The 25250-nt window shown below is 38.0% G+C and carries 27 protein-coding genes; 21 read left to right on the top strand and 6 right to left on the bottom strand.

The features are described from left to right. Positions 1 to 414: 414 nt before the first annotated feature. Positions 415 to 4020: a dynamin family protein gene (locus NSQ94_RS10915; RefSeq protein ID WP_339229052.1), complete on the top strand. Its 3606-nt coding sequence runs from the start codon at positions 415 to 417 to the stop codon at positions 4018 to 4020. A 64-nt stretch (positions 4021 to 4084) separates the two neighbouring features. Beyond that, positions 4085 to 4351, top strand: a complete 267-nt coding sequence (locus NSQ94_RS10910; protein ID WP_063389664.1) for a YpbS family protein — start codon at positions 4085 to 4087, stop codon at positions 4349 to 4351. 360 nt (positions 4352 to 4711) lie between these two features. On the opposite strand, the gene NSQ94_RS10905 is transcribed toward NSQ94_RS10910, so the two are convergent. Together NSQ94_RS10905 and NSQ94_RS10900 are read right to left on the bottom strand one after the other, a co-directional pair. Beyond that, positions 4712 to 4879 (bottom strand): hypothetical protein, encoded by a 168-nt coding sequence (locus NSQ94_RS10905; protein ID WP_339229050.1) that lies wholly within the window; start codon positions 4877 to 4879, stop codon positions 4712 to 4714. Further along, positions 4857 to 5276: a reverse transcriptase-like protein gene (locus NSQ94_RS10900; protein ID WP_144596975.1), complete on the bottom strand. Its 420-nt coding sequence runs from the start codon at positions 5274 to 5276 to the stop codon at positions 4857 to 4859. Before NSQ94_RS10900 ends, NSQ94_RS10905 begins: the two co-directional genes overlap by 23 nt. A gap of 354 nt (positions 5277 to 5630) precedes the next feature. Here NSQ94_RS10900 and NSQ94_RS10895 point away from each other — a divergent pair, with 354 nt between their 5' ends. Further along, a complete protein-coding gene (locus NSQ94_RS10895; protein WP_157728045.1) occupies positions 5631 to 5849 on the top strand; it encodes a zinc-finger domain-containing protein in 219 nt (72 codons plus the stop codon). A 70-nt stretch (positions 5850 to 5919) separates the two neighbouring features. Here NSQ94_RS10895 and cspD read toward each other — a convergent pair whose 3' ends face one another. The 3 genes from cspD to metA all read right to left on the bottom strand — a co-directional run bounded on the left by cspD (position 5920) and on the right by metA (position 8613). After that, the gene (gene cspD, locus NSQ94_RS10890) at positions 5920 to 6123 is read right to left on the bottom strand and encodes a cold-shock protein CspD (protein ID WP_063389667.1); all 204 of its coding nucleotides are present in this window, start codon (positions 6121 to 6123) and stop codon (positions 5920 to 5922) included. Between the two features lie 381 nt (positions 6124 to 6504). After that, positions 6505 to 7644, bottom strand: a complete 1140-nt coding sequence (locus NSQ94_RS10885; RefSeq protein ID WP_063389668.1) for a diglucosyl diacylglycerol synthase — start codon at positions 7642 to 7644, stop codon at positions 6505 to 6507. Positions 7645 to 7704: 60 nt separating this feature from the next. Then, a complete protein-coding gene (gene metA, locus NSQ94_RS10880; protein WP_063389669.1) occupies positions 7705 to 8613 on the bottom strand; it encodes a homoserine O-succinyltransferase in 909 nt (302 codons plus the stop codon). Positions 8614 to 8794: 181 nt separating this feature from the next. Here metA and NSQ94_RS10875 point away from each other — a divergent pair, with 181 nt between their 5' ends. From NSQ94_RS10875 to NSQ94_RS10815, 13 genes are all read left to right on the top strand, one after another. Further along, entirely contained in the window at positions 8795 to 9268 is a 474-nt protein-coding gene (locus NSQ94_RS10875; protein WP_063389670.1) for a glutathione peroxidase, read from the top strand. Positions 9269 to 9365: 97 nt separating this feature from the next. Continuing rightward, positions 9366 to 10490: a conserved virulence factor C family protein gene (locus tag NSQ94_RS10870; RefSeq protein WP_066250259.1), complete on the top strand. Its 1125-nt coding sequence runs from the start codon at positions 9366 to 9368 to the stop codon at positions 10488 to 10490. Positions 10491 to 10549: 59 nt separating this feature from the next. After that, entirely contained in the window at positions 10550 to 10984 is a 435-nt protein-coding gene (locus NSQ94_RS10865; protein WP_063389672.1) for a BrxA/BrxB family bacilliredoxin, read from the top strand. A gap of 373 nt (positions 10985 to 11357) precedes the next feature. Next, a complete protein-coding gene (locus tag NSQ94_RS10860; RefSeq protein ID WP_066250261.1) occupies positions 11358 to 11939 on the top strand; it encodes a YpjP family protein in 582 nt (193 codons plus the stop codon). A 15-nt stretch (positions 11940 to 11954) separates the two neighbouring features. Then, positions 11955 to 12470: a phosphatidylglycerophosphatase A gene (locus tag NSQ94_RS10855; protein WP_063389674.1), complete on the top strand. Its 516-nt coding sequence runs from the start codon at positions 11955 to 11957 to the stop codon at positions 12468 to 12470. A gap of 207 nt (positions 12471 to 12677) precedes the next feature. Then, positions 12678 to 13472, top strand: a complete 795-nt coding sequence (locus NSQ94_RS10850; RefSeq protein WP_063389675.1) for a thymidylate synthase — start codon at positions 12678 to 12680, stop codon at positions 13470 to 13472. Continuing rightward, positions 13469 to 13963 carry a dihydrofolate reductase gene (locus NSQ94_RS10845; protein WP_311067234.1) on the top strand — a complete coding sequence of 165 codons (495 nt, stop codon included), beginning with the start codon at positions 13469 to 13471 and terminating at the stop codon, positions 13961 to 13963. The genes NSQ94_RS10850 and NSQ94_RS10845 overlap by 4 nt, the downstream gene beginning before the upstream one ends. A gap of 274 nt (positions 13964 to 14237) precedes the next feature. Beyond that, a complete protein-coding gene (gene ilvA / locus NSQ94_RS10840) occupies positions 14238 to 15506 on the top strand; it encodes a threonine ammonia-lyase IlvA (protein ID WP_063389677.1) in 1269 nt (422 codons plus the stop codon). 87 nt (positions 15507 to 15593) lie between these two features. Then, a complete protein-coding gene (locus tag NSQ94_RS10835; RefSeq protein ID WP_063389678.1) occupies positions 15594 to 15845 on the top strand; it encodes a DUF2535 family protein in 252 nt (83 codons plus the stop codon). Positions 15846 to 16058: 213 nt separating this feature from the next. Then, positions 16059 to 16907: a DegV family protein gene (locus tag NSQ94_RS10830; RefSeq protein ID WP_339229047.1), complete on the top strand. Its 849-nt coding sequence runs from the start codon at positions 16059 to 16061 to the stop codon at positions 16905 to 16907. Between the two features lie 107 nt (positions 16908 to 17014). Continuing rightward, positions 17015 to 17587: an SCO family protein gene (locus tag NSQ94_RS10825; RefSeq protein ID WP_094245660.1), complete on the top strand. Its 573-nt coding sequence runs from the start codon at positions 17015 to 17017 to the stop codon at positions 17585 to 17587. Positions 17588 to 17718: 131 nt separating this feature from the next. Beyond that, a complete protein-coding gene (locus NSQ94_RS10820; protein WP_082829554.1) occupies positions 17719 to 18546 on the top strand; it encodes an SGNH/GDSL hydrolase family protein in 828 nt (275 codons plus the stop codon). 5 nt (positions 18547 to 18551) lie between these two features. Then, the gene (locus NSQ94_RS10815; RefSeq protein ID WP_066250274.1) at positions 18552 to 19130 is read left to right on the top strand and encodes a YpmS family protein; all 579 of its coding nucleotides are present in this window, start codon (positions 18552 to 18554) and stop codon (positions 19128 to 19130) included. A 32-nt stretch (positions 19131 to 19162) separates the two neighbouring features. Here the strand turns inward: NSQ94_RS10815 and NSQ94_RS10810 are convergent, their stop codons facing one another. Beyond that, positions 19163 to 20542: an RsmF rRNA methyltransferase first C-terminal domain-containing protein gene (locus NSQ94_RS10810; protein WP_130157591.1), complete on the bottom strand. Its 1380-nt coding sequence runs from the start codon at positions 20540 to 20542 to the stop codon at positions 19163 to 19165. Positions 20543 to 20714: 172 nt separating this feature from the next. Here NSQ94_RS10810 and ypmT point away from each other — a divergent pair, with 172 nt between their 5' ends. From ypmT to NSQ94_RS10785, 5 genes are all read left to right on the top strand, one after another. Beyond that, positions 20715 to 20909, top strand: a complete 195-nt coding sequence (gene ypmT, locus NSQ94_RS10805) for a protein YpmT (RefSeq protein ID WP_063389739.1) — start codon at positions 20715 to 20717, stop codon at positions 20907 to 20909. Between the two features lie 151 nt (positions 20910 to 21060). Next, positions 21061 to 22266 (top strand): MFS transporter, encoded by a 1206-nt coding sequence (locus NSQ94_RS10800; RefSeq protein WP_339229044.1) that lies wholly within the window; start codon positions 21061 to 21063, stop codon positions 22264 to 22266. Between the two features lie 165 nt (positions 22267 to 22431). After that, on the top strand, positions 22432 to 23403 hold the full coding sequence (msrB, locus tag NSQ94_RS10795; protein WP_063389685.1) for a peptide-methionine (R)-S-oxide reductase MsrB: 972 nt from the start codon (positions 22432 to 22434) through the stop codon (positions 23401 to 23403). A 293-nt stretch (positions 23404 to 23696) separates the two neighbouring features. Beyond that, positions 23697 to 24635, top strand: coding sequence for a magnesium transporter CorA family protein (locus tag NSQ94_RS10790; RefSeq protein ID WP_063389686.1), 939 nt, complete (start codon positions 23697 to 23699; stop codon positions 24633 to 24635). Between the two features lie 365 nt (positions 24636 to 25000). After that, the gene (locus NSQ94_RS10785; protein ID WP_082829556.1) at positions 25001 to 25150 is read left to right on the top strand and encodes a YjcZ family sporulation protein; all 150 of its coding nucleotides are present in this window, start codon (positions 25001 to 25003) and stop codon (positions 25148 to 25150) included. Positions 25151 to 25250: the final 100 nt, after the last annotated feature.

The raw sequence follows: 25250 nt of genomic DNA, 5'->3' as shown, positions 1-25250 counted from the left end.
TTTTTTATGTAAAATTTTAAAATTTAAAACTTCGTTTCGAAAAAACTATTGAAAATGATTTTCACTCATGTTATTCTTTAATTAATGATGAAAATCATTCTCAAGAAAGGCTGTGACGACATGACAATGCTTTTTGTCGGTAGTACGGTTTTGATTTATAGCATTTTAATCGGATATGTTTTGAAGCGAGTCGATTCAAATTCATAAATAAATTTTTCATATATTACATAGCGGGGATTGGCAAAAAACAGTCAATCTCTTTTTTATGGGAAAACTGAGCTTTTTAACAGTCGCTTGGGAGGAAGCGAAGCGGGTTTTTTCTTGATCCAGGCTCCTGAAAATAATTTTTTTGCCTTCATTTACGGGCAATATGGTAAAATCAACATGAGGAATTGACGAAAAGGAGCCTGAGGTATGGGAAATGTAGTTGAGCAAGAACAAATCAGCAGCTTGATTCAAATATTTGAAAAGCTTCCTAAAGAAGTCAAAGCTTCCTATAAACAAAAATGGAAAGAATTAATTGAAAAAGAGATGCAGGATCAAATCCAAATTGCATTTATGGGCCATTTTTCGGCAGGAAAATCATCGCTGTTAAACAAGCTTGCAAACGGAACCATTTTGCCTTCGAGTCCGCTTCCGACCAGCTCCAATATCGTCATGCTGGCGAAAGGCGAACGTTTGACCCGTGTGCATCTGTTTAATGGCAAAATGTATGAATCGAAAGACGATTTGGATAATGAGCTGATCAGCAAGCTGTGCAAACAAGAAAATGAAATTGAAAAAGTATTTATTCAACGGCCTTATTTTACGATTCGTGAACATCTGATTTTAACAGATTCGCCGGGAATTGATTCGACGGATGACGATCATCGCAAAAGAACAGAATCGGCGCTCCATTTAGCGGATTACATCGTATATGTGACGGATTATCATCACGTTCAGTCGGAGCTGAATTTTTCTTTCTTGTCAAAGCTGAGGGGGATGAATAAACCGATCATCGTCATCATCAACCAAATTGATAAGCATCAAGAAGATGAAATACCTTTTTCAACGTTTAAAACAAACATTGAAGCCTCGCTGACAGCTATCGGAATTGAAAAGGAAAATATTTATTATACGACAACGAAATCGCCTGAGCATCCTTTAAACGAATTTAAGCAGTTAGAGGAGCGGTTAAATGGGCTAGTCGATAATAAAAAGCATTTAGTGCGAAAAAATGTATTGGAGCAGGCAAAAATTTTGCTTCAACAAATGAAGGAGGATTTGTCTAAAGAGAAAGCGGAGAGCCTTCATCTCTCATTGGATGAATGGAATCAGCTTGATCAGCTGCTTCAAAACAGCCAGCAAAAATTGTCGGAAATAGAACAGAAGCTCAAACTGATAGATGAAGACATTAAACAGTTTGAAGCAGCATTTGATCAAGAACTTGATGGTTTGTTGAGAAACGCCAATCTTATGCCTTATGATACAAGGGAAAAAGCGGCAAAATTAATTGAAACCCAGAAAAAAGATTTTAAAGTTGGTTTGTTTTTCTCAAAAAAGAAAACAGAAGAGGCAAAACGAAATGCACTTATTCAATTTTATGAAGAGCTGGCCAAAAATGTGGAATCGCAAATTGTATGGCACATCATCAATATGGCGAAAAAATATTACGAAAAGCATCATATCGACCAACCTTCTCTTTTACAGCAAATACTAAGCTTTTCGATCGAATTTGATGAAAATATGCTGCTTGACGTGATCAAACCAGGGGCTGAATTAAACGGTCAATATGTGCTCCAGTATGGGAAAGATGTTTCAAATGCTGTACAGCAATTGTGCAAACGAGAAGCTCAAAGCTTGCGCGATCACATGATCAAAGCGTTACACAAGATGAATCAAACAGAAAGAGAACGGATGAAGCAGGAGCGGGAACAGCTTACAGTCAAACTGATGCAAATGTCTAAAGCGATTGATGAGAAAGAACAATTTATGAATGAGTTTAAACAGCTTTCCGACATATTAAATGGTCAAGGAACTGTTGACAATATCGATATCGAGCGATGGAAAGCCGAACATCTGCAAAAACAAATCATGGAATGGAATTCTCTTCAATTCCTTATTTCGAATGAAAAGCAAAGAAAAGATAAAAAAATAGAGAAAAAAGAAACCGAACGAAAACATGAAGCGGCGAAGAAAGTTCAAATGATAAATAAGCTGCAAAAAGGGATTGAAATTTTAAATGAGACTGGGCTGGAGCATTCAGCCAACCGCTTAAAAGAAAAACTTTCTCAAATTGAGAACCGCTCCTTTCAAATTGCAATTTTTGGCGCGTTTAGTGCAGGAAAATCGAGCTTTTTAAATGCCTTGATTGGTGAAAAAATTTTCCCTTCCTCGCCAACTCCAACAACCGCTGTTATCAATAAATTAACCGGTGTTAAAGATGGCAAAAAACACGGGGATGTGGAAGTAGTCTTTAAAAATGAGCAGCAAATTTTAGAAGAAATTAATGAATTGCTAGCACCGCTTTCTCTTAAGGCGGAGCGATTTTCCGGTTTGCGCGAAGCGATGCTTCAAGCAATGAAACGAACGGAAGATGAAATGGTTCAACGAAGGCTGAACACCTTTTTAGAAGGAATCTCATTTTATGAAAAAGAAGATCAAAAAGTGAAATGGATCAAGGCAGATGAGCTTGAGTCATTTGTTGCAAAAGAAGAACGGTCATGTATGATTCAGGATGTAACGATTTATTATGATTGTGATCTGACTAGAAAAGGGATTACTCTTGTTGATACTCCAGGTGCGAGTTCATTTCACGGCCGGCATACAGAACTTGCTTTCCAATATATAAAACATGCGGATGCCATTATCTTTTTAACTTACTACAACCATCCATTTTCAAAAGGAGATCAGCAGTTTTTGGATCAGCTTGGTCTTGTAAAGGACGCCTTTACGTTAGATAAAATGTTTTTTATCATCAATGCAATTGATTTGGCGGAACATGATCAAGATGCAGAAGATGTTCGAAATTATGTCGAGCAAATGTTATTGTCCCATTCAATCCGAGAGCCGAAGCTTTTTCAAGTTTCAAGCTTACAGGCATTGGAAAAGAAAAAGATTTCAAAGGTTCGAGACGAGTTTCCGCATTTTCTCAAGTCGTTTGAACATTTTATCCATCATGAATTGATGACCGTTTTAATTCAAGCGGCTGAACATGAATTTCAACAGGCGGTCTCAGAACTTTCAGATATGATCAAGCTTTTGGAGCTTGATGAAAGCGAACGCGATCAGAAAATTCTCGAATTGAAGGATCAGCTCAATCGCATGCAGGAATTAATTCGTACGCAATCAGTTGACGAATACGTTATAACATTCCAGCAGGAAACGGAAGAATTGAACTATTACGTAAAACAGCGGCTTCTTCATAAACTTCCGGAGCTGTTTAAAGAGGCGTATCATCCTGGCAAATTTACAAACAACACAAAGGGAGAAGCAGCCATTTTAATGGATTGTTTTAACGAAATGATAGAAGGACTGAATATTCAGCTCCAGCAGGAAATGAACGCTACAACACTTCGTATTGAAAATTATTTAAACGGAATATTGCAAAAAATCAATCAGAACCTTTCCGACATGGTTGCTAAACAATGTGAAGCAGTTCCGTTTTCAAATATAGAAGAGGTTCAATGGGAAGAAATCCGGATCCAAGTTTCCGTTTTCCCTTACATTCAATTTGATGTTTCAAAAGCACATAAAGTGTTCCGAAATACGAAATCATTTTTCGAGCAGAACGAAAAGCAAAAGCTGTTTGATATTCTAGAGCAGAATTTGAAAGATACGATTGACATGTCGGTGAGAGCTTTTGAAGAGCATCTGGCTCGCCATTACGAAGCATTATTGAAAAAGGAAATCGAACAGCTGAAGGAAAAAATGATTCAGGAAGGAAAACAATTTATTCAAGCTAGATTAAAAACGTTGACAGCACCAAATGATGTACAATGGATGAAAGAAAAATTCAATGAATTAACATCGCTTTCATAAAGAGGGGCAGAAGCTCCTCTCTTCCTTTGAAAGTGCTCGAACTCAAAAATTAGGGGGAAAAAAGATGGCAGAAGTACATAAAGAGATAACAAAGCATTCAAACCGCCAGCACGAGATCGTGAAAAGGTTTTTGCATCTAGAAGAAAAACGGGAGCAGGCAATCGATGAAGCTGTAATGCTTTGCGAAAAGGGGCTTCATTTTTCCGTGCAAACGATTAACGAAATTACAAAAGAAATGAATGAGCTGGCCAGAACCACCGGAATCGTTCCGCAGCGAAAATACGTAACGGAAGAAATGGTAAAAGAATATGTAAGTCGGAAGCAAAGCTGAAAGGAACTGGATGACCCAGTTCCTCATAACATTTATGGAAGAGTCTTTATTTTCTGGATGCTAACAGAACGTGCAAAATGGTTTGTGGAAATGTTTTTTGCCGGGAGAAGCCGCAAAAACCAAGCTCATCCCTCTGATCAAAAAGCGGATGATCTCATGGGGCCCCGCTCTTGATGGAACGCTCATAAACGTTGTTAGTTTATTGTGTTCTAATACATTAAAGGTCCCGGTGAATGTTCACAAACGTTGTTAGTTTATCGCGCTAATACATTAAGGCTCCGCTGAATGTTCACGAATGTTGTTAGTTTATCATGTTCTAATACATTAAAGGTTCCGGTGAACGCTCCGAACGTTGTTAGTTTATTGCGTGCTAATACAATAAAGGGTTCCAATGAAAGACCAGAACGTAGTTAGTTCTTCTTCAATAATATGAGTTAACACATAAAGCCCTCTGAACGATAAAAAATGCTGTTTCCAAATATAAGCAACGCGAAAAAACTTAAAATCAGCCGCTTGTTGTTCCTTCATGATCAATCCCTTTTTGAAGCTGCAATGCTTTTTTGGCTAATTCATCAGCCGTTTTGTTTTGCTTTTCGGGAATCCATTTAATAAAAAACAAATCGAATTGATCGATGAGCTTTAACGCTTCTTGAAGATGGCTGTTATAGCGTTGATTTTTTGCATAACGTTTAAGCACTGCTTGCTCCACTGCCTGTGAATCGGTCCTGAAAGAGACGATCTTATATCCTTTTTCAAGGCAGATCATAAGTCCTTTGACTAATGCAGCAAATTCAGCTTCATGATTATCCATGACACCAAGGGGGAAAAAATATTTTTCTTGAATGTTCGTCCCTTTTATATAAATACCGGCGCCGGAAAGTCCGGGATTTCCTTTTGCCGCACCATCTATGTAGACTTCTACCAATCAATTTCACTCCCTTAGAGGAATTTTTTTAAAAATGAAGAATATAACATGACATCAAGATCATGATAAGGATGAAAAAAGCTTAAAATAGATGTGAGGAGCTTTTGATCTTATTAAGTAAAACATCTATTTGATTGCCTTTTTCTTTTCAAAAAAATCGATGTGATTATACCATACAATTCGATCAATGTCTGTAAAAACCCTTTTGAGTGAATCGGTTGCAAGGTTGAACAGAATATGGTATAAAAAATTAGTCTCTTCAATTGAGAATGCGAAAGATACATTTTCGAGAAAGTACAATCTCTTTTTGTGAAACAGCATAATGATAAATAAAAAAACAGTGGAGATGGAATGATGAAAGATCGTGCGGCTATATTTGAAAAAGTGACTGAATTAATGGATGAATATTGCGTAAATTGTTTTTTAAAAGCTCATTTTCGAAAAGAATACGGAAAAACATATGCCCATTCATTTTGTATTAATAAATGTACGGTGGGACAGCAAATTAAAGAGCTGGGGAAAAATTTGAGGGGGACACGCAAGCGCGGCGATCGAAAATTCAGTAATAAATAAAAATTCCGAAAATAAAAAATAAAAAGAGGCAAAAGCCTCTTTTTATATTTGAAGATCAAATGATCATCGATTATAATTTTACAACGTTCGCTGCTTGTGGTCCACGATTTCCTTGGACAATTTCAAAAGATACCGCTTGACCTTCTTCTAAGGTTTTGAAACCTTCGCCTTGAATTGCAGTGAAGTGGACAAAAACATCGTCTCCGCCTTCAACTTCAATAAAACCATAACCTTTTTCATTGTTAAACCATTTTACTTTACCATTTTGTTGCATATTTCGATTTCCTCCTAATACTTTCCGCACAAAGCCGTGCTTAAAAAATTTTTTATCATTTAACAGGAATATAATGCAACAAGCAAGGTCTCAAAACCTTAGGCTGCCTATATTCAGCTAAATGATATATCTACTATACACTAACCAATTATTGAAAGTCAAGTTTATTCCAATCATTCGAATTTTTGTCAAAACGCTAAGATGGAAATTGATTAGGAATAAATCAGCTTAATTGCCGGCTACATGACAAGGATGCTTTCACCGTGAAAATCGGTGCTGTTTTCTCGCAAAAAAAAAAAGCATTTTCCAGGTAATACGAGGAAGTTAATACGATAAAGCGACATCATTTTATAAAAAAACGAATGTCTTATTGACACTCGTTTATGAAATATGTTCATGAATATATTTAGACATTCGTTCACTTTCTAACTTTATGTCGTCTAAAATGGTGTCCACAGCGTTTGGATGGTACAGTTGAAAAATATTTTTACGCATCCGTTTTAATTTATCAGGTGAATGCAATAATTTGTTCACCTCATCAATCATATCAGATACATTGTTGACGATGACCGCAGCACCGTGTTTTGCAAAGAATTCCGCGTTTTCTTTTTCCTGCCCAGGAACCGGGTTGTATAAAACGAGAGGAACCGAAAGGGAAGAAGCTTCTGTTAACGTAATTCCTCCGGGTTTTGTAATCAACAAGGAAGCAATTCGAAACAGCTCGTCCACTCTTTCGACGTAACCCAAAACTTTCAATTGATCTCTGCTTGCTTTAGCAAGAGGGGCTAAGCGGTCTTTGAGCGCATGATTGTTTCCGCATACAACAACGGTTTGGACGTTTTCTGAATAGCGCATCGCTTCGCAAATTTCTTTCACATTTTTTAAGACGCCGTGAGCACCTGCCATAATAAGCAAAATATGTTTGTTCTCACTTAATCCATATTTACGGTACAACGGTTCTATCTCAATATTTTCTTCAAATCGGCTGCGTATAGGAATTCCGGTAACTTTTACGTCTTTTTCGTCGATCCCTAAGCTGAGAAGTTTTTCTTTTACATCTTCACATGCAACATAATATTTATCTATGTTTTGATGCACCCAAATTTTATGTAAACAAAAATCTGTCATGACATTAAAGGTCGGAATCACGTGACCGGTGCGTCTCCGGTATTCGGGTACGACGATCATTGGAAACGTATTGATGATGATATCGGGTTTTTCAGCAGCAATCACTTGTTCAAGTTTTTTTCTGCCCATTGTGTAATAAACATTCATGACTCGTTTATTGTACATTTTATCTACACCATAATAAAACAAACGGTAAAACTGTTTTCCAAACGAAAAGCTCTTTAAATACAGGTATTTTGTGAATTCAGTAATGAGTGGATGAGACTCTTGATATAGATCGCAAACGATGACGTCCATACCCCGTTCCATACATCGCTTTTCCAGCGTCTTTGCCACTTGAATATGCCCGTTTCCGTACTTTGCTGTCAAGATCAAAATTTTCTGCTTATTCATAAACGATTTCATCACCTCAATTTCAGAACGTCGTATTTTAATCCGACCAGGTTGCTATTATTATTCCCAAATATAAGGAGTTTCTTGATATACATAATAGTTAAGCCAGTTGACAAACAGCAAATTCGCATGCGACCGCCAGCGATTGTAAGGCGATTTCGTCGGGTCGTCATTAGGGAAATAATTTTTTGGGATTTCGATGTCAAGTCCTCTCGCCAAATCTCGTTCATATTCATCTCTTAATGTTGTTGCATCATATTCAGGATGTCCGGTTAAAAAAATAAATCTCCCGTCTTTCGAAGAAATAAGACATACACCCGCTTCATCCGAATAAGACAAAATCTCTAAATCTTTTTGTTTTTTCACTTCTTCCACATCGATGTCCGTATGGCGAGAATGAGGAACGTAATAGATTTCATCGAAACCTCTTAACAGCTTGACGGAAGGATCTGATATTTTATGTTCAAAAACGCCGAAGCATTTTTTCGGCAGCATATATTTATCGATGCCGTAATGATAGAATAGGCCTGCTTGAGCACCCCAACAAATATGCAAAGTAGATGTCACATTTTCTTTCGTCCATTCAAAAATGTTCGTCAACTCTTCCCAATAATTAACAGCATTAAAAGGCATTTTTTCAACAGGAGCCCCTGTTACAATCAACCCGTCGAATTTTCGATGCTTGACTTGATCAAACGTTGTATAAAATTGTTCTAAATGCTGCTTTGCCGTTGTTTTTGGCGTATGGGTTTTCGGACGCAAAAACGTGATATTAACTTGAAGCGGAGAATTTCCTAAAAGTCTGAGAAGCTGGGTCTCCGTTTTTTCTTTTTCTGGCATTAAATTTAAAATGGCAATATTTAATGGGCGGATATCCTGAGTGTAAGCCCTTTTTTCATCCATCACGAAAATGTTTTCCTTCTCCAATATTTCTTTTGCCGGCAAATTTGCTGGTATATTAATTGGCATGTATGTGCACCTCCGGAATGTAATCGAAAAACAAAAAAATGAATCATGTGCAGAGCGAAACAGAACATGATCAGACTAAGTTTTGCTAATATTATAGATAGTTTAAAATGATATTTCAATTTTAGATTTGTTATTATTATGACTGTAATGTAAAATCAACGTAAATGGAGGGGGAGGCGTGATGACTGTTTATGACTTTGATGTAAAAACCGCAGATGGGCAAACAATATCACTATTACAGTATAAAGGAAATGTCATGCTCATTGTCAATACTGCAAGTTATTGCGGCTTTACGGAGCAATACAAAGATTTGCAAAATTTATATGAAACATACAAAGAAAAAGGATTTGTCGTACTGGCGTTTCCGTGTAATCAGTTTGGCAATCAGGAGCCGGGAACGGACGAAGAAATCCAAACATTTTGTGAAAATTATGGTGTGACATTTCCCGTCTTTTCAAAAATTGATGTGAGAGGCCCGAATGCCCATCCTTTATTTGTGTATTTGACCGAACAAATTCCAGGCGTGTTTGGAACAAAGATGATTAAATGGAATTTTACAAAATTTTTGATCGACCGCGACGGCAATCCGGTAGAGCGATTTGTTCCGCAAACAAATCCGAAAGACATCGCTCCTTATATCGAAAAGCTTTTGTAAATTCTCCATTATTTCACTGCAAGTGCTTTTGGAAAGAATTTTGCAGACTGGCATGTTAAAATGGAACTAGCTAAGAGGAAGTAGGGAGTGACATCTTGTGAACATTAAGTCGATTGAACCTACCCCAAGCCCTAATACGATGAAAGTAATTCTCGACCAAGAGCTTCCGGCAGGTAAAAGGAACAATTATAAAAAAGAAAATGCTCATGAAGCACCAAAGGAAATCCAATCCATTTTAGCAATTGAAGGGGTGAAAGGGGTTTATCATGTTGCAGATTTTATGGCCATTGAACGAAACAGCAAATATCATTGGCAGGATATTTTATCAGAAGTAAGAAGCATTTTCGGCGAGCAGGTTGAAGATAACAGCCAGGACGCCTATTCTCCTGAAGAAGGATATGGCGAAGTAAAAGTGTTTATTCAAATGTTTCACGGCCTGCCGATGCAAGTAAAGCTGACAGACGGACATGAGGAGCGCCGCTACGGGCTGCCTGAACGCTTCCGAAACATGATCATGGAAGTTCAAAAGCATGCGAACAACGTTGTTTTAGAAAGGGAATGGAAGGAGCATGGCGTCCGCTACGGAGATTTGGATGCAATCGGCCAGGAGGTTGTCGATGAAATATCAGCAGCCTATCCGGATGACAGGCTGGAACGCATAAAAAATAGAATCATTCATCAAAAGGATGAAAAGGAAACGTTTAAGCGATTCAGCTACAAAGTAACGGTTGACATGCTTGATGATCCTGATTGGCAAAAGCGGTTTGCCCATTTGGAGCAAATGGATCCAACGCTTGAAGATTTAGATGTGCTGGAAAAAGCGTTGAATGATGAGAAAGCATCGATACGAAGACTTGCAACGGTCTATTTAGGAATGCTCGAAGATCCGGCTGTCCTTCCTTTGCTCTATAAAGCGTTAAAAGATAAAAGCGTTACTGTTAGAAGAACAGCAGGTGATGCGCTATCTGACATCGGGGACAAAGCGGCTATTCCTGAAATGGCGAAAGCATTGAAGGACAAAAGTAAACTTGTTCGTTGGCGAGCAGCCATGTTTTTGTACGAAGTAGGAGATGAATCTGTTTTAAAGGAACTGAAGGAAGCGGAAGACGATCCAGAATTTGAAGTGAAAATGCAAATAAAGATGGCAATAGAAAGGATCGAAAAAGGAGAAGAAGCAAAAGGATCCGTTTGGAAGCAAATGACCGAAAGCCGGCAAAAGTAGCATATTTCTGTTTCATAAACGAATAATGTTAAATATAGTAAAAATTAGGGGGATTGAAAATGTCAATGGCTTATGAAGAGTATATGCGTCAGCTCGTTCAACCGATGAGAGATGAGTTGACAAATGCTGGATTCCGCGAATTAGTTACACCTGAAGAGGTGGATCAATTTATGGAATCAGCGGAAGGGACAACGCTCGTCTTTGTGAATTCCGTTTGCGGCTGCGCAGCGGGACTTGCAAGACCAGCGGCAACACAAGCTTTAGTAAGAAGCGAAAAAACTCCTGACCATCTCGTAACAGTTTTTGCGGGTCAAGATCGGGAAGCGACGGCAAAAATGAGGGAGTATTTTATCGGTTATGAACCGTCGTCGCCGTCAATGGCTCTTTTAAAAGGAAAAGAAGTTGTCCATTTTATCCCAAGACATGACATTGAAGGCAATACGCTGGAAGGAGTTATGGAAAATCTTCTTCAAGCATTTGAAAAGCATTGCTAATGATATTCAGCTTCTTAAAAGTAAAAGAGCTCATGGTCTTCCATGAGCTTTCAGTCTGTAAGTTCCATTACAATTAAATATGCAAGTGTAATAAAGCTACCTATTATGAACATTGCATCATACATATGTACTTTCCTCCAATCAACTAGAAAAAATTTTGCAGGATGAGTTGAACGGTCATTTTCTGCCGGTTTCCCAAATTGTCGGCTTCCGATCTGCTGCCTCCAACTTCTGATTTTTATTTTACCCTTTTTTCTCGTTTTTTTGAACCCATTTCTTTTCAGTCAAAAAACTCTATCAAATATCTATTTTGATTAAAATATGATAGAATGATAGTATCGTTTGTTCATTTGGCGGAAAGGATGTTGGGAACTTGAAAAATTGGATTCGAAAATCGCTTGTCGTTTTATTTACACTCGCAACATTCGGGCTTGTAGCGCCTCCGTCCGCCTTAACCGTCAATAAACAGGCTCCTGACGCAAACTATGCACCGGAGGCCGAAGAGAAAAAACTATTACTGCATCGTGATTCACAAGATCAGTCAGCAATAGAACAGCCAAACATTGTCGATCAATTTTTGTTTGAAGCGGAAAAACAATCATTTGAAAAATTCGGCAAAAAAATCAGCGGTGTGATAGAAGATGAGTTTCGCAACTTAGTTTTGCCGCAAATGGAAGAAGTGATCAAAACCTTCTTGGCAACGGAGAAGGAAAAATTTGCAGATTTGGCTATATCCCAAAAACCTGCGAATGGAAAAGGAGAAAAAATTTTTCACATTTATGATCGTACGAGCGGAAAAGACTTGATACGATTTCATGTTCGCGTCGATCATCCGCCAAAACAAGGCTATTGGTTTGATTTTCATTACCATACATACCATGACCACTTTCAAACCCATTATGCATTGGGGAAAATTTATTGGGACACAAACACACCTCCAAATTGGATGCAGTAAAGGAAGTGATTGAAAATGGCGTATTCACTTGAAAAGCTCCAAAAAAAAGCGATTGAATTATTGGAAGATCGGGGAGTAACATTAAAAGACATTGGACAAATCGTGTTGGAGCTGCAAAAAAAATACATTCCCGATCTGTCTCTTGAAGAATGCACATACCATGTTGAAAAGATTTTAAGAAAACGAGAAATCATTCATGCTGTCTTGACAGGAATTGCTTTAGACAAGCTTGCGGAACAAAAATTGCTTCCTGAACCTCTTCAGCAAATTATCGAATCAGATGAACCGCTATATGGAATTGATGAAATTTTATCGTTATCGATTGTAAATGTTTATGGGTCAATTGGATTTACGAATTATGGCTATTTAGACAAAGAAAAATTTGGAATCATCAAAGAGCTGAACAATAGCCATGACGGGAAAGTCAATACATTTTTAGACGATATCGTGGCAGCCATTGCTGCAAGTGCAGCTAGCCGCATTGCTCATAATAACGAAGATGTAAATGATAAGCTGGAAGAGATAAAATAATTTCAGAAAGTGTGCAGCGGGAAATAATTGGCGATTCGCCAATTTTTCCATTTTTAAAGATGGAGATTGCAAAAATAAGCTGCATGAGACGGCTTTTTCGATCCGGATTTTGAAAAAATTTTTTCGTTTGACAAACGGTTTAATAGCAATGAGAGAACGAGCCGATTGTAAACTAAAGTAACATTTCAACTAAAGGATGTGTCATCAATGGAACAATACTTAAATTTATGCAGACATGTGCTTGAGCACGGGGTTAAAAAACAGGATCGGACGGGGACAGGAACCATCAGCACATTTGGATATCAAATGCGTTTTGATTTGGCTAAAGGGTTTCCTCTTGTTACGACGAAAAAAATTCATCTAAAATCGGTCATTTATGAGCTGTTATGGTTTTTAAAAGGTGATACAAACGTAAAATATTTACAAGAACACGGTGTCCGAATTTGGAACGAATGGGCAGATGAGAACGGCGACTTGGGCCCCATTTACGGCTACCAATGGCGTTCGTGGACAGGTGCAGACGGAAATACCATCGACCAAATCTCAAATGTCATTGAACAAATTAAAACGAATCCACATTCACGGCGATTGATTGTAAGTGCTTGGAACGTCGCTGATTTAGATAAAATGGCTCTACCGCCGTGCCATGCGTTTTTCCAATTTTATGTTGCGGAAGGAAAGCTTTCGTGTCAGCTTTATCAACGATCCGCAGACCTTTTTTTAGGTGTGCCGTTCAATATTGCTTCCTATGCGCTTTTAACGATGATGATTGCTCAAGTTTGCGACTTGGAGCCCGGGGAGTTTATCCATACATTCGGCGATGTTCATATTTATAACAACCATATTGAGCAAGTAAAATTGCAGCTGACGAGGGAGCCGCGGCCTCTTCCGACAATGAAATTGAATAAAGAGGTAAAATCCATTTTTGATTTTACTTATGAAGATTTCACGCTGGAAGGGTATGATCCTCATCCTCACATTAAAGGTGAGGTGAGTGTATGATTTCCTTTTTGTTTGCGATGGATGAAAACCGGCTGATCGGAAAGGACAATAAGCTTCCTTGGCATCTTCCGAATGATTTAAAATATTTTAAAGAAACAACGATGAACAAAAAGATCGTCATGGGCCGTAAAACCTTTGAATCGATTGGACGGCCCCTTCCCGGAAGAGAAACGATTGTGTTAACAAAGAATGAAAAGTTTTCTTGCGAAGGCTGTCTCGTTTTTCATTCGATAAATGAATTTTTGCAATTTGCCCAAAACAACAATAAGGAAGAAGAAATGTTTGTAATTGGCGGAGCGAAGATTTTTGAAGCGCTGCTTCCGTTTGCCGATCGGCTCTATGTAACAGAAATTGAGGGGGAGTTTGAAGGCGACACATATTTTCCAAAAATTGATTTTTCTGAATGGAAGCTTATTTCCCAAAAAGATGGAGTAGTTGATGAAAAAAATGTTTATCCGCACCGCTTCCTTGTGTACGAGCGAAATAAATAAGAACGGTCTGAGTCAATTTGAAGTCAAGGAAGCATTGCTTCTTTTGCCGGCTTCTATAGGACATTAAAAAAGGCGCTCAAGCGTCTTTTTTAGTTGTGCCATATCTTGCATTGCAAGTAATACATATAAGAATCATATAATTTCACATGTAAAATTGGATTCAATCGGTCAAAAAAGCCGATTTCTAAATAAAAACAATAGATGTAATTTTATTTTTATTTGAATCGTGTTATAATTTAAAAATTAAGAAATTGTTTAAGGGCAGGGATGTACGATGACGAATTTGACAAAAGTTGAAGCATTCGTCCAAGTAGAAGATATATTAAAAGCGCATCAATCATTAAAGGATGTTGTGACACATACTCCATTGGAATTTAACCAAAGATTATCTGAAAAATATGGTTGCCGGGTATACTTGAAAAGGGAAGATTTGCAAGTTGTACGCTCTTTTAAAATAAGAGGAGCTTACAACAAAATGAAACATTTGACTCCTGAGGAAACGAAAAATGGGGTTGTCTGTGCAAGTGCTGGAAATCATGCGCAAGGAGTCGCATTTTCGTGCAGAGCGTTAAAAGTGCATGGAAAAATTTTTATGCCTTCCACAACTCCAAAACAAAAAATATCTCAGGTGGAATTGCACGGAAGAGAGTACATTGAAATTGTGTTGACAGGCGATACATTTGATGATGCGTATAAAAAAGCGCTTGAATGCGCCGAAAAAGAAAACCGTACGTTCATCCATCCGTTTGACGATAAAGATGTCATTGCGGGCCAAGGCACCATTGCTGTTGAAATTTTAAATGACAGCGATGAGCCAATTGATTTTTTGTTTGCTGCTATCGGCGGCGGAGGGTTAATGTCTGGCATCGGCACATACTTTCAAAGCGTATCGCCGGAAACAAAATTAATCGGCACGGAACCTTCCGGCGCACCAGCTATGGCGAAATCACTCGAAAAAGGCGAAGTAGTCGAACTGGATGAAATTGAAAAATTTGTGGATGGAGCGGCGGTCCAGCGGGTAGGAAATCAGACATTTTCCATTTGCCGGACAATTTTGGACGATCTTTTACTTGTGCCGGAAGGAAAAATTTGTACAACGATCTTGAACTTATATAATGAAAATGCAATTGTAGCAGAACCAGCAGGTGCGCTTCCAATCGCAGCGCTTGATTTTTACAAAGATCAAATAAAAGGAAAAAATGTCGTTTGCATTCTTAGCGGAGGCAATAACGATATTGAGCGCATGCAGGAAATTAAGGAGAGATCCTTAATTTATGAAGGCTTGCAGCATTATTTTATCGTTAATTTTCCGCAGCGTGCGGGTGCTTTACGTGAATTTTTAGATGAGGTATTAGGTCCGACGGATGATATCACTCGCTTTGAATACACGAAGAAAAATAATAAAGACAGCGGTCCTGCGCTTGTCGGCATCGAAGTCAAGCATCGGGAAGATTATCGCGGATTAGTCGAAAGAATGAAAAAGAAAGGTTTTCCTTTTACAGAGGTTAACAAGGACAGCAACTTATTCAATTTGTTAATTTAAAATATTTTTGTATATGACAAATTTTTGCAAAATTCGCTCCTATTTTGTTGTATAATAGAAGAAACGGGTAAAAAGAGGATTGATACTTTGCTATTTAAAAGCCTAGAGTTCAAACTTGAAAATGGACAGAAGGTGAAGATTGTTGAAATCCCAGTATTGGAGGAGGATAACTCTTACCGTTTCATGTTAAATATTCATTTGCAGCTTTTTATAGCGAACATTTGCAAAGAATCAAAGCCAAAAAGCCTTTATAATTTTCGAAGCTATTTGAAGCATGCTTTAAAGTGGAAAGATTATGAATCAATTTTTCAAGACAACCGATTAAAACATAACGCTTAAAGAAATATCCCTTGCAGATATTTGATTATCGGCAAGGGCTTTTTATTTTTTTAAGCGTTTTGGAGAAGAAGGAGAGATCTGCGAAATTGACCGTTTTTGAATTTTTAAGTTTCAAAATATGTTAGGACGGGTAAAGATTAGAGACTGTTTCTTTTCTTTTGATCAGAAACGTGATAAGGTTGAAATATTATTGTTTGATAGGAAGTGAATATATTGACACAAAAGGTAAGGATCGTTACCGATTCAACAGCAGATTTAGATAAAAATATTTTGGAGGAATACAATATTGAAGTTGTTCCGTTAACCTATACATTGAATGGTGTATCTTATACGGACGGCATTGATTTTGAACCAGCGGAATTTATTGAAAAAATGATGGAATCAGCAGAAATACCGAAAAGTTCTCAGCCTTCTCCGATCCATTTTAAGGAAATGTATGATCGCCTTCATGCAGAAGGTTTTCAAGTGCTATCCATTCATATGTCCGGTAAACTGAGCGGAACAGTGCGCGCCGCACAGCAGGGGGCAAGCCTGACCGAGGGAGAAGTTACGGTCATAGATTCCAACTATATATCTAGCGCTTTAGGTTTTCAAGTGATTGAAGCGGCAAAAATGGCAAAAAAGGGAGCAATGTTAGACAAAATAATCTCTCATATAGAACAAGTACGAAAAAACACTTTTCTTTATGTATCAGTAGACACTCTCGAGCATTTGGAAAAAGGGGGACGGATTGGAAAGGGAAAGGCTCTATTAGGATCGTTATTGAATATTAAACCGATCGCTTCTTTACAAGATGGGATCTTTACGCCAATCACAAAAGTTAGAAGCCATTCGCAAGTTGTTAAATTTTTTATGAAGCAATTGATTCAAGATATAAAAGATCGCGATTTGCTGAGGATTGGGGTGGCGCATGCCAATGCATTAGATTTGGCGCTGCGCTTAAAAGAGGAATTGTTGAAGATCACAACCGCCGATAAAATTGATATTTGCACAACGACACCAATCATTTCCATTCATACCGGCAAAGGAGCTTTAGGAGTTTCTTACTATGTGAAGCCATAAGTAAAAGCTAGTTTTTTGAATCTTTTATGAATCATTTTGGAATTTGTTTTCACTTGAATGAAAATTTGATACACTTTCGATGAGAATAGGTGAAAGGTGAATGATCGATGAAGAAGAAAATGTTCATTTCCTGTTTTCTGTTATTGATCTTTTTAACGGCTTGCAGCGGAAATAAAATAAAAGATCCGTTGAATTATAAAGTGGAAAATTTTGAATTTACGGATCAAAACGGACAGCCCTTTGCTTTAGCAGATTTAAAAGGGAAGGTTTGGGTAGCTGATTTTGTTTTTACAAGCTGTGAAACCGTTTGTCCGCCGATGACAGCCCATATGGCTCAATTGCAGGAAAAAGCGGAAAAAGAAGGTGTTGAAGTCGAGTTTGTATCATTCAGCGTTGATCCGGAAGTAGATACACCAGAGAAACTGAAACAATTTGCAAATCAATTTTCCGATTCTCTTGACAACTGGCATTTTTTAACCGGATACAGCCAAGAGACAATTGAAAACTTTGCAAAAAACAGTTTTAAAACGATCGTTCAAAAACCGGAAAGCGATGATCAGGTCATTCATGGAACGAGCTTTTATTTAGTGGATCAAAACGGAGTTGTTTTAAAAAGCTACAACGGTGTTGAAAATACGCCGTATGACGAAATCATCAACGATATAAAAGCTGTTCAATAAAGTTTAAAGTTGGCCTAAAGCGTCTGACTGCAGGGGGAAAGGACCCTCTGTACATGATGCCTTTGGGTCAATTTTAAACTTTTTTTCGTATGATATAATAAAAAGAAAGAGATCGTCACAAGGTGATAGGAATGCTGTCGAAAAAATTTTCTCTTCTTATTATGGCTTTTTTCTTATTAACCGGATGTGTCCAAAAATCCACTGCTTCTCCTTCAAATCAAGCGAAGGCGGAAGAGGAAGAGAGCAAACCGATTGAAACTGAAATCGCTGTCGCGGGGAATGAAAGTAGGTCCAGCTCTTTTCAATTGCAAGGAGATATCAAAATTGTTGCACTTGGCGACTCCCTGACAAAAGGAGTGGGCGACCGAACAAAAGAAGGCTATGTTGGTCTTGTTTCAGATGAATTAGAAAAAAAGGAAGACATTTCATCTGTTTCAACAGTCAATTTTGCAGCGATGGGGCATTCAACGGAAAATTTGTTAAAAAAGCTTGATGAAGATCAAGTAAAAAAGGAATTGGAAGATGCCGATCTCATTTTCATGACGATTGGTGCAAATGATTTAATGAAAGTCGTGCGGGAAAATATTTTTGAATTAACAGTTGAACTTTTTCAAGAAGAACGCCTTCTTTATGAACAACGTTTAAGAGACATTATGAACAAGATCCGGTCGACAAATGAACAGGCAGTCATTGCGTTTATTGGGCTTTATAATCCGTTTGCGTGGAAATTGGCAGAATTTCCGGAAATTGATATGATTATTTCGGAATGGAACGAGCGGACGAAACAAATTTTGCTCGGAGATGGACGTGCGGTATTCGTTTCAATTCAGGATATTTTTCAAGAAGGAGAGGACAAAAACCTCTTATATACAGATGAATTCCATCCGAACGAGAACGGATATGTATTGATTGCGGCAAGGGTTATGGAAACATTGGAAAATGGAACAAAAAAGGATTGAAGTAAATGAATAAATGGAAGCTTGCATTTTTTATCTTGTTGTTTTCCAATTTTTTGATTATTCTCATCTCCTCTGGTCTTCTGCTTATGCCTGGGGAAAAGCCGCCTCTGAAAAAGGAAGCGGAAGGTAGTAAAGATTTTGCTGTCTTTAAAGTGGAAACAGATAAACAGACAGTAACTAAGGTCATCAATGATTATTTAAAAAAGGAAGCCGTTCATCAGCCTCTCACATACTGGGTTGAAATTACGGATGATATTAAACTGTACGGCAGCCTTCTCGCTTTCGGCCGGGATTTGGACATGGTCATGTCTTTTGAACCGAGTGTACAGCAGGGAAACGTCATTTTAAAGGTGAAAAGCTTATCGGTTGGGAGACTTTCCGTTCCGGTTTCTTATGTGTTGAAATATATTGATTCCCAATACCACTTTCCAAAAGAAGTGCAGATTGATGCAAAAAATCGCCAGATTGTAGTCTTTCTTGATCAGCTGGCATTGGAAAACGGGTCTAAAATTCAAGCTGAAAAAATTGATTTGGAGGAAGGGGTAATTTCAGCAAATTTGTATGTTCCGCTCCCTCTCAAATAAGTAAGCGGGTATCAAAACCCGCTTTTGTTTTGTCAAAATTGAACACGAAGACCTTTTGGATAAAAGTTTTTAATGGTTCCTTTCGTTTCTTTTCCCCAACCGATCGATTCGCCGTCTATTGTCATTAATATCCATCCCCTGTCTACACCCAATGGAGATGAAATCGTTTCTCCCGTTAAATAAGCCTGCCAATCTTTTTCGTTCGTTGAGAAGGAATAACTGTATTTCACATCATTTGGTGTGAGTGACAGGGCAAGATGATGATTCGGTTCAAATCGTTTCTTTTTGATTTCTCCAAGATGGAGACCCGCCCGCAAAACGTTCAACGAAGTAATATCTGGGCATTTTTCAGGTAATACATACAGCTGTTGTTTTTTCAAGAAAAATGCCCCGGTTATTCTTTTCTTTAAAAAAGAATGTTCGAATTGCTGAAACTCAGCTAATTGCTGTTTTTTGACATTTGATTTTAAATATGAAACGCTGCTTCTCGTATTGTTTTCGCCATTTTTGATTAATTTCGCAACGAAATGCCCTTCACCTTTGATTTTATGCGGCCAAAGGCGGATGCATTTTGAAATTTCTTCAAAATTCGTTTTTGTCCATTCCACTCTTCCTCGATCAAAACCTTCACGTTTAGGAATTTCAACAAGAGACATTTCTGGATGCATGCTTACAAATGCCTCAATAACCTGTTCATTTTCTTCAGGAGAAAACGTGCAGGTGGAATAGACGAGAGTTCCGCCGGGTTTTAACATTTGAAACGCTAAAGATAACAGCTTTTTTTGCGTGTACGAGCATTTTTCAACAAGATCCTCGCTCCAAAATTCGATGGCGTTATCATCTTTTCGAAACATTCCTTCTCCAGAGCACGGGGCATCAACTAAAATTTTGTCGAAATAATTCGGAAAGTGTTGAACCAGTTTTTCGGGCCGTTCATTTATCACAATAGCGTTTTGAATTCCGAAACGTTCAATATTTTCCGATAGTGCTTTCGCTCGTTTGAAATGAATTTCATTTGAGATAAGAATTCCTTCATTTTCCATCGCCGCGGCAATTTGCGTCGATTTTCCTCCTGGCGCAGCGCACAAATCTAATATTTTTTCTCCGGGTTTTGCCTGAAGCACTTCAGCAGGAACCATAGCACTCGGTTCTTGTATATAATAGAGCCCAGCTGCATGAAAAGGGTGTTTTCCGGGCTCGTCTTGTTTTTCATCGTAATAAAATCCGTCTTCACAAAAGGGAACTGAAGAAAGAGAAAAAGGTATTTTCCGAATGAACGTTTCTTTTTCTATTTTTAGACGATTGAAGCGCAGTCCCTTGATCGGTTCATCTCGCAAAGCAGAAAAAAAATCATCTGCTTCATTTTTTAACAATTGTTTCATTTTCCGGCAAAAATCATCAGGTAATGCCATATTTCAGATCTCCTTTCCTAAAATATTATAGCGGAATATGAAACATAATGGCGAAAATTCTTTCTGGCGAATTCTTGACGGAGAGGTGAAGATAAGAGAAAATAAATTGTTAGAGATGAAACATTTTTATAGAAAAAGAAAAGCAAGGGAATTTGGTGTAGGGGTGATGTATTTGAAAAAAATATATTTAATTGCTAGCATCGTCATGTTCCTCCTTGCTGTTTATTTTGGCGGTATGGCATATAAACAATACCTTGCTGGAAACTTAGATTACAATTTAGACAAAGTTTACATAAATGTCGGTTACTGCGCCTTGTTTTTAAGCATTGCTGTATATGTACTTCATTTGCGCGAGCATAAAAGTTAAAGAAAAGCGAGATAGAAAGGGGATCCAGAAGGATGAAAAACGTCCTTTGATGGATCGCCTTCTTTCTTTCCTGTAAAAGTAAAAATTTTACATCGTAGTTGATTCTTGATACATAAAAATTTAAAGTCAAAGATATGCAGGTGAAGTTATCATGTTACGTTCAAATAAACAAAATATCTCCCTCATATTGCTGCTTTGCAATGTTTTTATCGCTTTTTTAGGAATCGGACTCGTTGTTCCGGTTTTGCCTGCTTATATGAATGAACTAAATTTATCGGGCGTTTATATGGGATATCTCATAGCAGCATTTTCAACTGCCCAGTTGTTTTCCTCGCCGGTCACGGGGATTTTTACTGACCGTTTTGGCAGAAAGATTATGATTGTCATCGGTTTAGTTTTGTTTGCTGTATCCGAATTTTTATTTGCAATAGGTTCTGCGTTCTTCTTGCTTTTGATTTCAAGAATAATTGGCGGAATCAGCGCGGCATGTATTATGCCCGCTGTTACTGCGTTTATTACAGATATCACCACTTTAGAGGACAGGCCGAAAGCGCTTGGATATTTGTCTGCCAGCATTAACGCAGGTTTTATTATCGGGCCCGGCATCGGAGGATTTGCAGCAGAATTCGGCATTCGGGTGCCGTTTTTTCTTGCGGCATTTATTGCGCTTGTCGCAGCCGTTTTTTCCATTCTCCTTTTAAAAGAACCGCTTCCAAATGATAACATTCAACAATTAGATGAAAAACAAACTCGTCTTCAATTTTTAAGCGAATTAAGCAAATCGATCAAACCTCCGTATGTTGTACCGCTATTGATCGTGTTTGTTTTAGCATTTGGTCTTTCCGCATATGAAACGATGTTCGGTTTGTTTGTCGATAAAAAATTCGGTTTTTCGCCGAAAGATATTTCCATCGTCATAACAACAGGAACGATTTTTGGACTCATCGCCCAAATCGTTTTCTTTGACAAGCTAGTGAAGTATCTTGGCGAGAAAAGGTTGATTGAAATTTGTTTATTAGGCGCTTCCGTCTTTATTTTTCTGTCAACCTTAGTTGACGGCTACTTTTTCATTATGGCTGTAACGTTTGCTGTATTTTTAGCATGCGATCTTCTTCGACCAGCTGTCACCACTCTATTATCCAATATGGCAGGAGATGAACAAGGGTTTATTGCCGGCATGAACTCTACTTATACAAGTTTAGGAAACATTGTCGGTCCTGCGATTGCAGGAATTTTGTTTGATATCGACGTCGATTTTCCATACGTTTTAGCTTCCATCGTTTTGCTTTTAGCCTTCATGATGGCAGCGTTATGGCCATTTCGTGATAACATGGAGCAAAAAAGGAAAAATTCTTAATGGAACGAATATACTAGTTTTTGCACTTCGCTATGCTTGAGTTGCAAATCAATTGTTTTGTTCTTTTTAATCGTTTTATAATGTATTGTAGGAAGAACAAGTTGATCTTTACTTTTGCGATGAGAATGAGCAGGCAGGAAAATTAGCTAAAGGGAGGGAAAAATGATGAGCAATGAAAAATATGAATTGGCTACTTTTGCGGGTGGCTGCTTCTGGTGCATGGTCCAGCCTTTTGACGAGCTTCCGGGAATTATTAAGGTTGTTTCCGGATATACGGGAGGACATAAGGAAAATCCGACATATGAAGAAGTGTGCTCGCACACGACGGGTCATGTGGAAGCCGTGCAAATTACCTTTGATCCGAACGTGTTTCCATATAAAAAGCTTCTGGATATATTTTGGCAGCAAATTGATCCGACTGATCCGGGCGGACAATTTTATGACAGGGGAGAATCTTACAAAACGGCTATTTTTTATCATTCGGAGGAACAGCGCGAGCTCGCGGAACAATCGAAAGAGCTTTTAGAAAAAAGCGGACGTTTTGAAAAACCGATTGCGACCGAAATATTGCCGGCAAAACCTTTTTACCCAGCCGAAGACTATCATCAAGATTACTACAAAAAAAATCCTTTTCACTACAAACGGTATCGTCAAGCGTCTGGACGGGATGAATTTATACGCAAGCATTGGAGCGACTGGGATAAAGAAGAGCTGAAGAAACGATTGACTCCGATGCAATATGAGGTGACGCAAAACAACGGGACGGAGCCTCCATTTCAAAATGAATATTGGGATCATAAAGAAGAAGGGATTTATGTCGACATCGTCTCGGGAAAACCGCTTTTCAGCTCGCTCGATAAATTTGATTCAGGCTGCGGATGGCCAAGTTTTACAAAACCGCTTCATCAGCATGAGATCGTCGAAAAATTAGATACATCTTACGGCATGATCCGAACAGAGGTTAGAAGCAAAACGGCGGATTCGCACCTTGGACATGTTTTCCCTGACGGTCCAGAACCGACAGGCCTTCGCTACTGCATTAACTCGGCTGCGCTTCGCTTTATCCCGAAAGATCAGCTCGAACAAGAAGGCTATGGTGAATATAAAAAACTGTTTGAAGACGATCAAACAGAGTAAAGATTATATGAAAACGAATGGGCACAAAAACATGTGCCCTTTTTTTATTAAATGTTCAAATTTATGTAAAATTCCGTTAAAACCTATATACATCGTAAAACAAAATTAGTATCATATATTAGGTTGAATTTTTATGGATGAAGGAGGGTGAAAATCGTTTATGAATAGCGGTTCTTTTTTAGATCCGGACGGACCCGAGATAGGTAAGGCAGTATGTATGCGGAAAGAGGCGCTGTTCGTAAGCGATGACACTCTTGCGCGTGCAGACTGCCTCTAGCAAAGGAGGTTAAAGCATGCTGAACATTTATATGTCAAGCGCGAACGGCCAATTGAAGGAAATTGAAGATATTCAAAACGGTTGTTGGATCAACATGGTGGCACCGACTGAGGAAGAAGTTCATTTCGTGTCAGAACGGCTGCAAATTCCAATAGACTTTTTTAAAGATGCACTGGATGATGAGGAAAGATCCCGGATTGAAAAAGAGGACCACAATGTGTTGATTATTGTTGACATTCCGGTTATCACGGTAGATGACATCGGGCAAACGTTTTATGAAACGATCCCGATCGGAATGATCATTACTGACAGTTGTTTTATTACAGTATGTTTGCAAGGAAACCCAATCTTTGAACAGTTTGCCAGAAACAAAGTTAAAGGTTTTTATACGTTTATGAAAACGCGTTTTGCTTTTCAAATTTTATATTTAACTTCAACTTATTATTTGCGATATCTGAAACAAATTAATCGCAAAACGAGCGAAGTAGAAAAAGAGCTTCATCAATCGATGAAAAATAAAGAATTTTTTTCATTGCTCAGTCTGGAAAAAAGCTTAGTTTATTTTACGACATCGCTGAAATCCAATAATATTGTCATGGAAAGGCTGCTGCGATTAAATTACTTGAAAATGTATGAGGAAGATCAAGATCTTTTGCAAGATGTCATTATCGAAAACAAACAAGCAATTGAAATGACAGAGGTATATTTAAGTATTTTAAGCGGAATGATGGACGCATTTGCATCAGTCATTTCCAACAATGTCAATATTGTCATGAAATTTTTGACGGCAATTACGATCGTCATCTCTATTCCGACATTAGTAGCGAGCTTGTATGGGATGAATGTGCCGATACCGTTTCAAAATCATCATTTTGCGTTTTTTATTCCCATTTCCATTTCATTGCTCATGTCAAGTTTAACAGCTTATATTTTTTGGAAAAAAAGATATTTTTAAACTTGTACAACCATAACTGGTCAGATGACTCTGAACTAATACTAGCAGCTTATGTCGGAAAAAGACGAATTTGCCCACTCCTTTTCTTTCGTTGACCGCTGCCATGTCTATAGTAATCTCAAATAATCTAAAATTTGTAAAATTGATTTTTTAAGACAATCACAATGCGGTCGCAGATGAAGTTCCTCCTCATGTTTCTTATAGGACGATATCATCTGCCCGCTTGCACAACTGGTGTTTCCAATTTTCAACTGCAGGGCGTTTGTTCCAAAGAATTTGGAAAAATAGGCATGTGCACATACCTGAAAGTCCAAAAAAACATAATGTAAACTGAAACCTAGATTAAAAAATGAGGAGTGGGGCAAATGCATTTTCACCATCACGATTTTCACCATTGTGGACATGGATACGGTTATCCGGTACATGGTGCCGGATATGGCTGCGGATCTTCATTCGTTTTGATCGTAGTATTATTTATACTTTTGATCATTGTCGGCTGCGCTTATGTAAAATAAAAAAATCCTGCCTGTTCGGGCAGGATTTTTATCTGTATTTTATGTAAACTTAATTTAAAAAATAGTTGACATATATCCTTTCTTTTTTTACCATTTAAGT

It is taken from the genome of Aeribacillus sp. FSL K6-2833 (assembly GCF_037965815.1).
In the GTDB taxonomy this organism is placed as follows: Bacteria; Bacillota; Bacilli; order Bacillales; family Aeribacillaceae; genus Aeribacillus; species Aeribacillus composti.
Note: the sequence above shows the minus strand (reverse complement) of the source record. Positions and strands in the feature narration are given on the sequence as shown.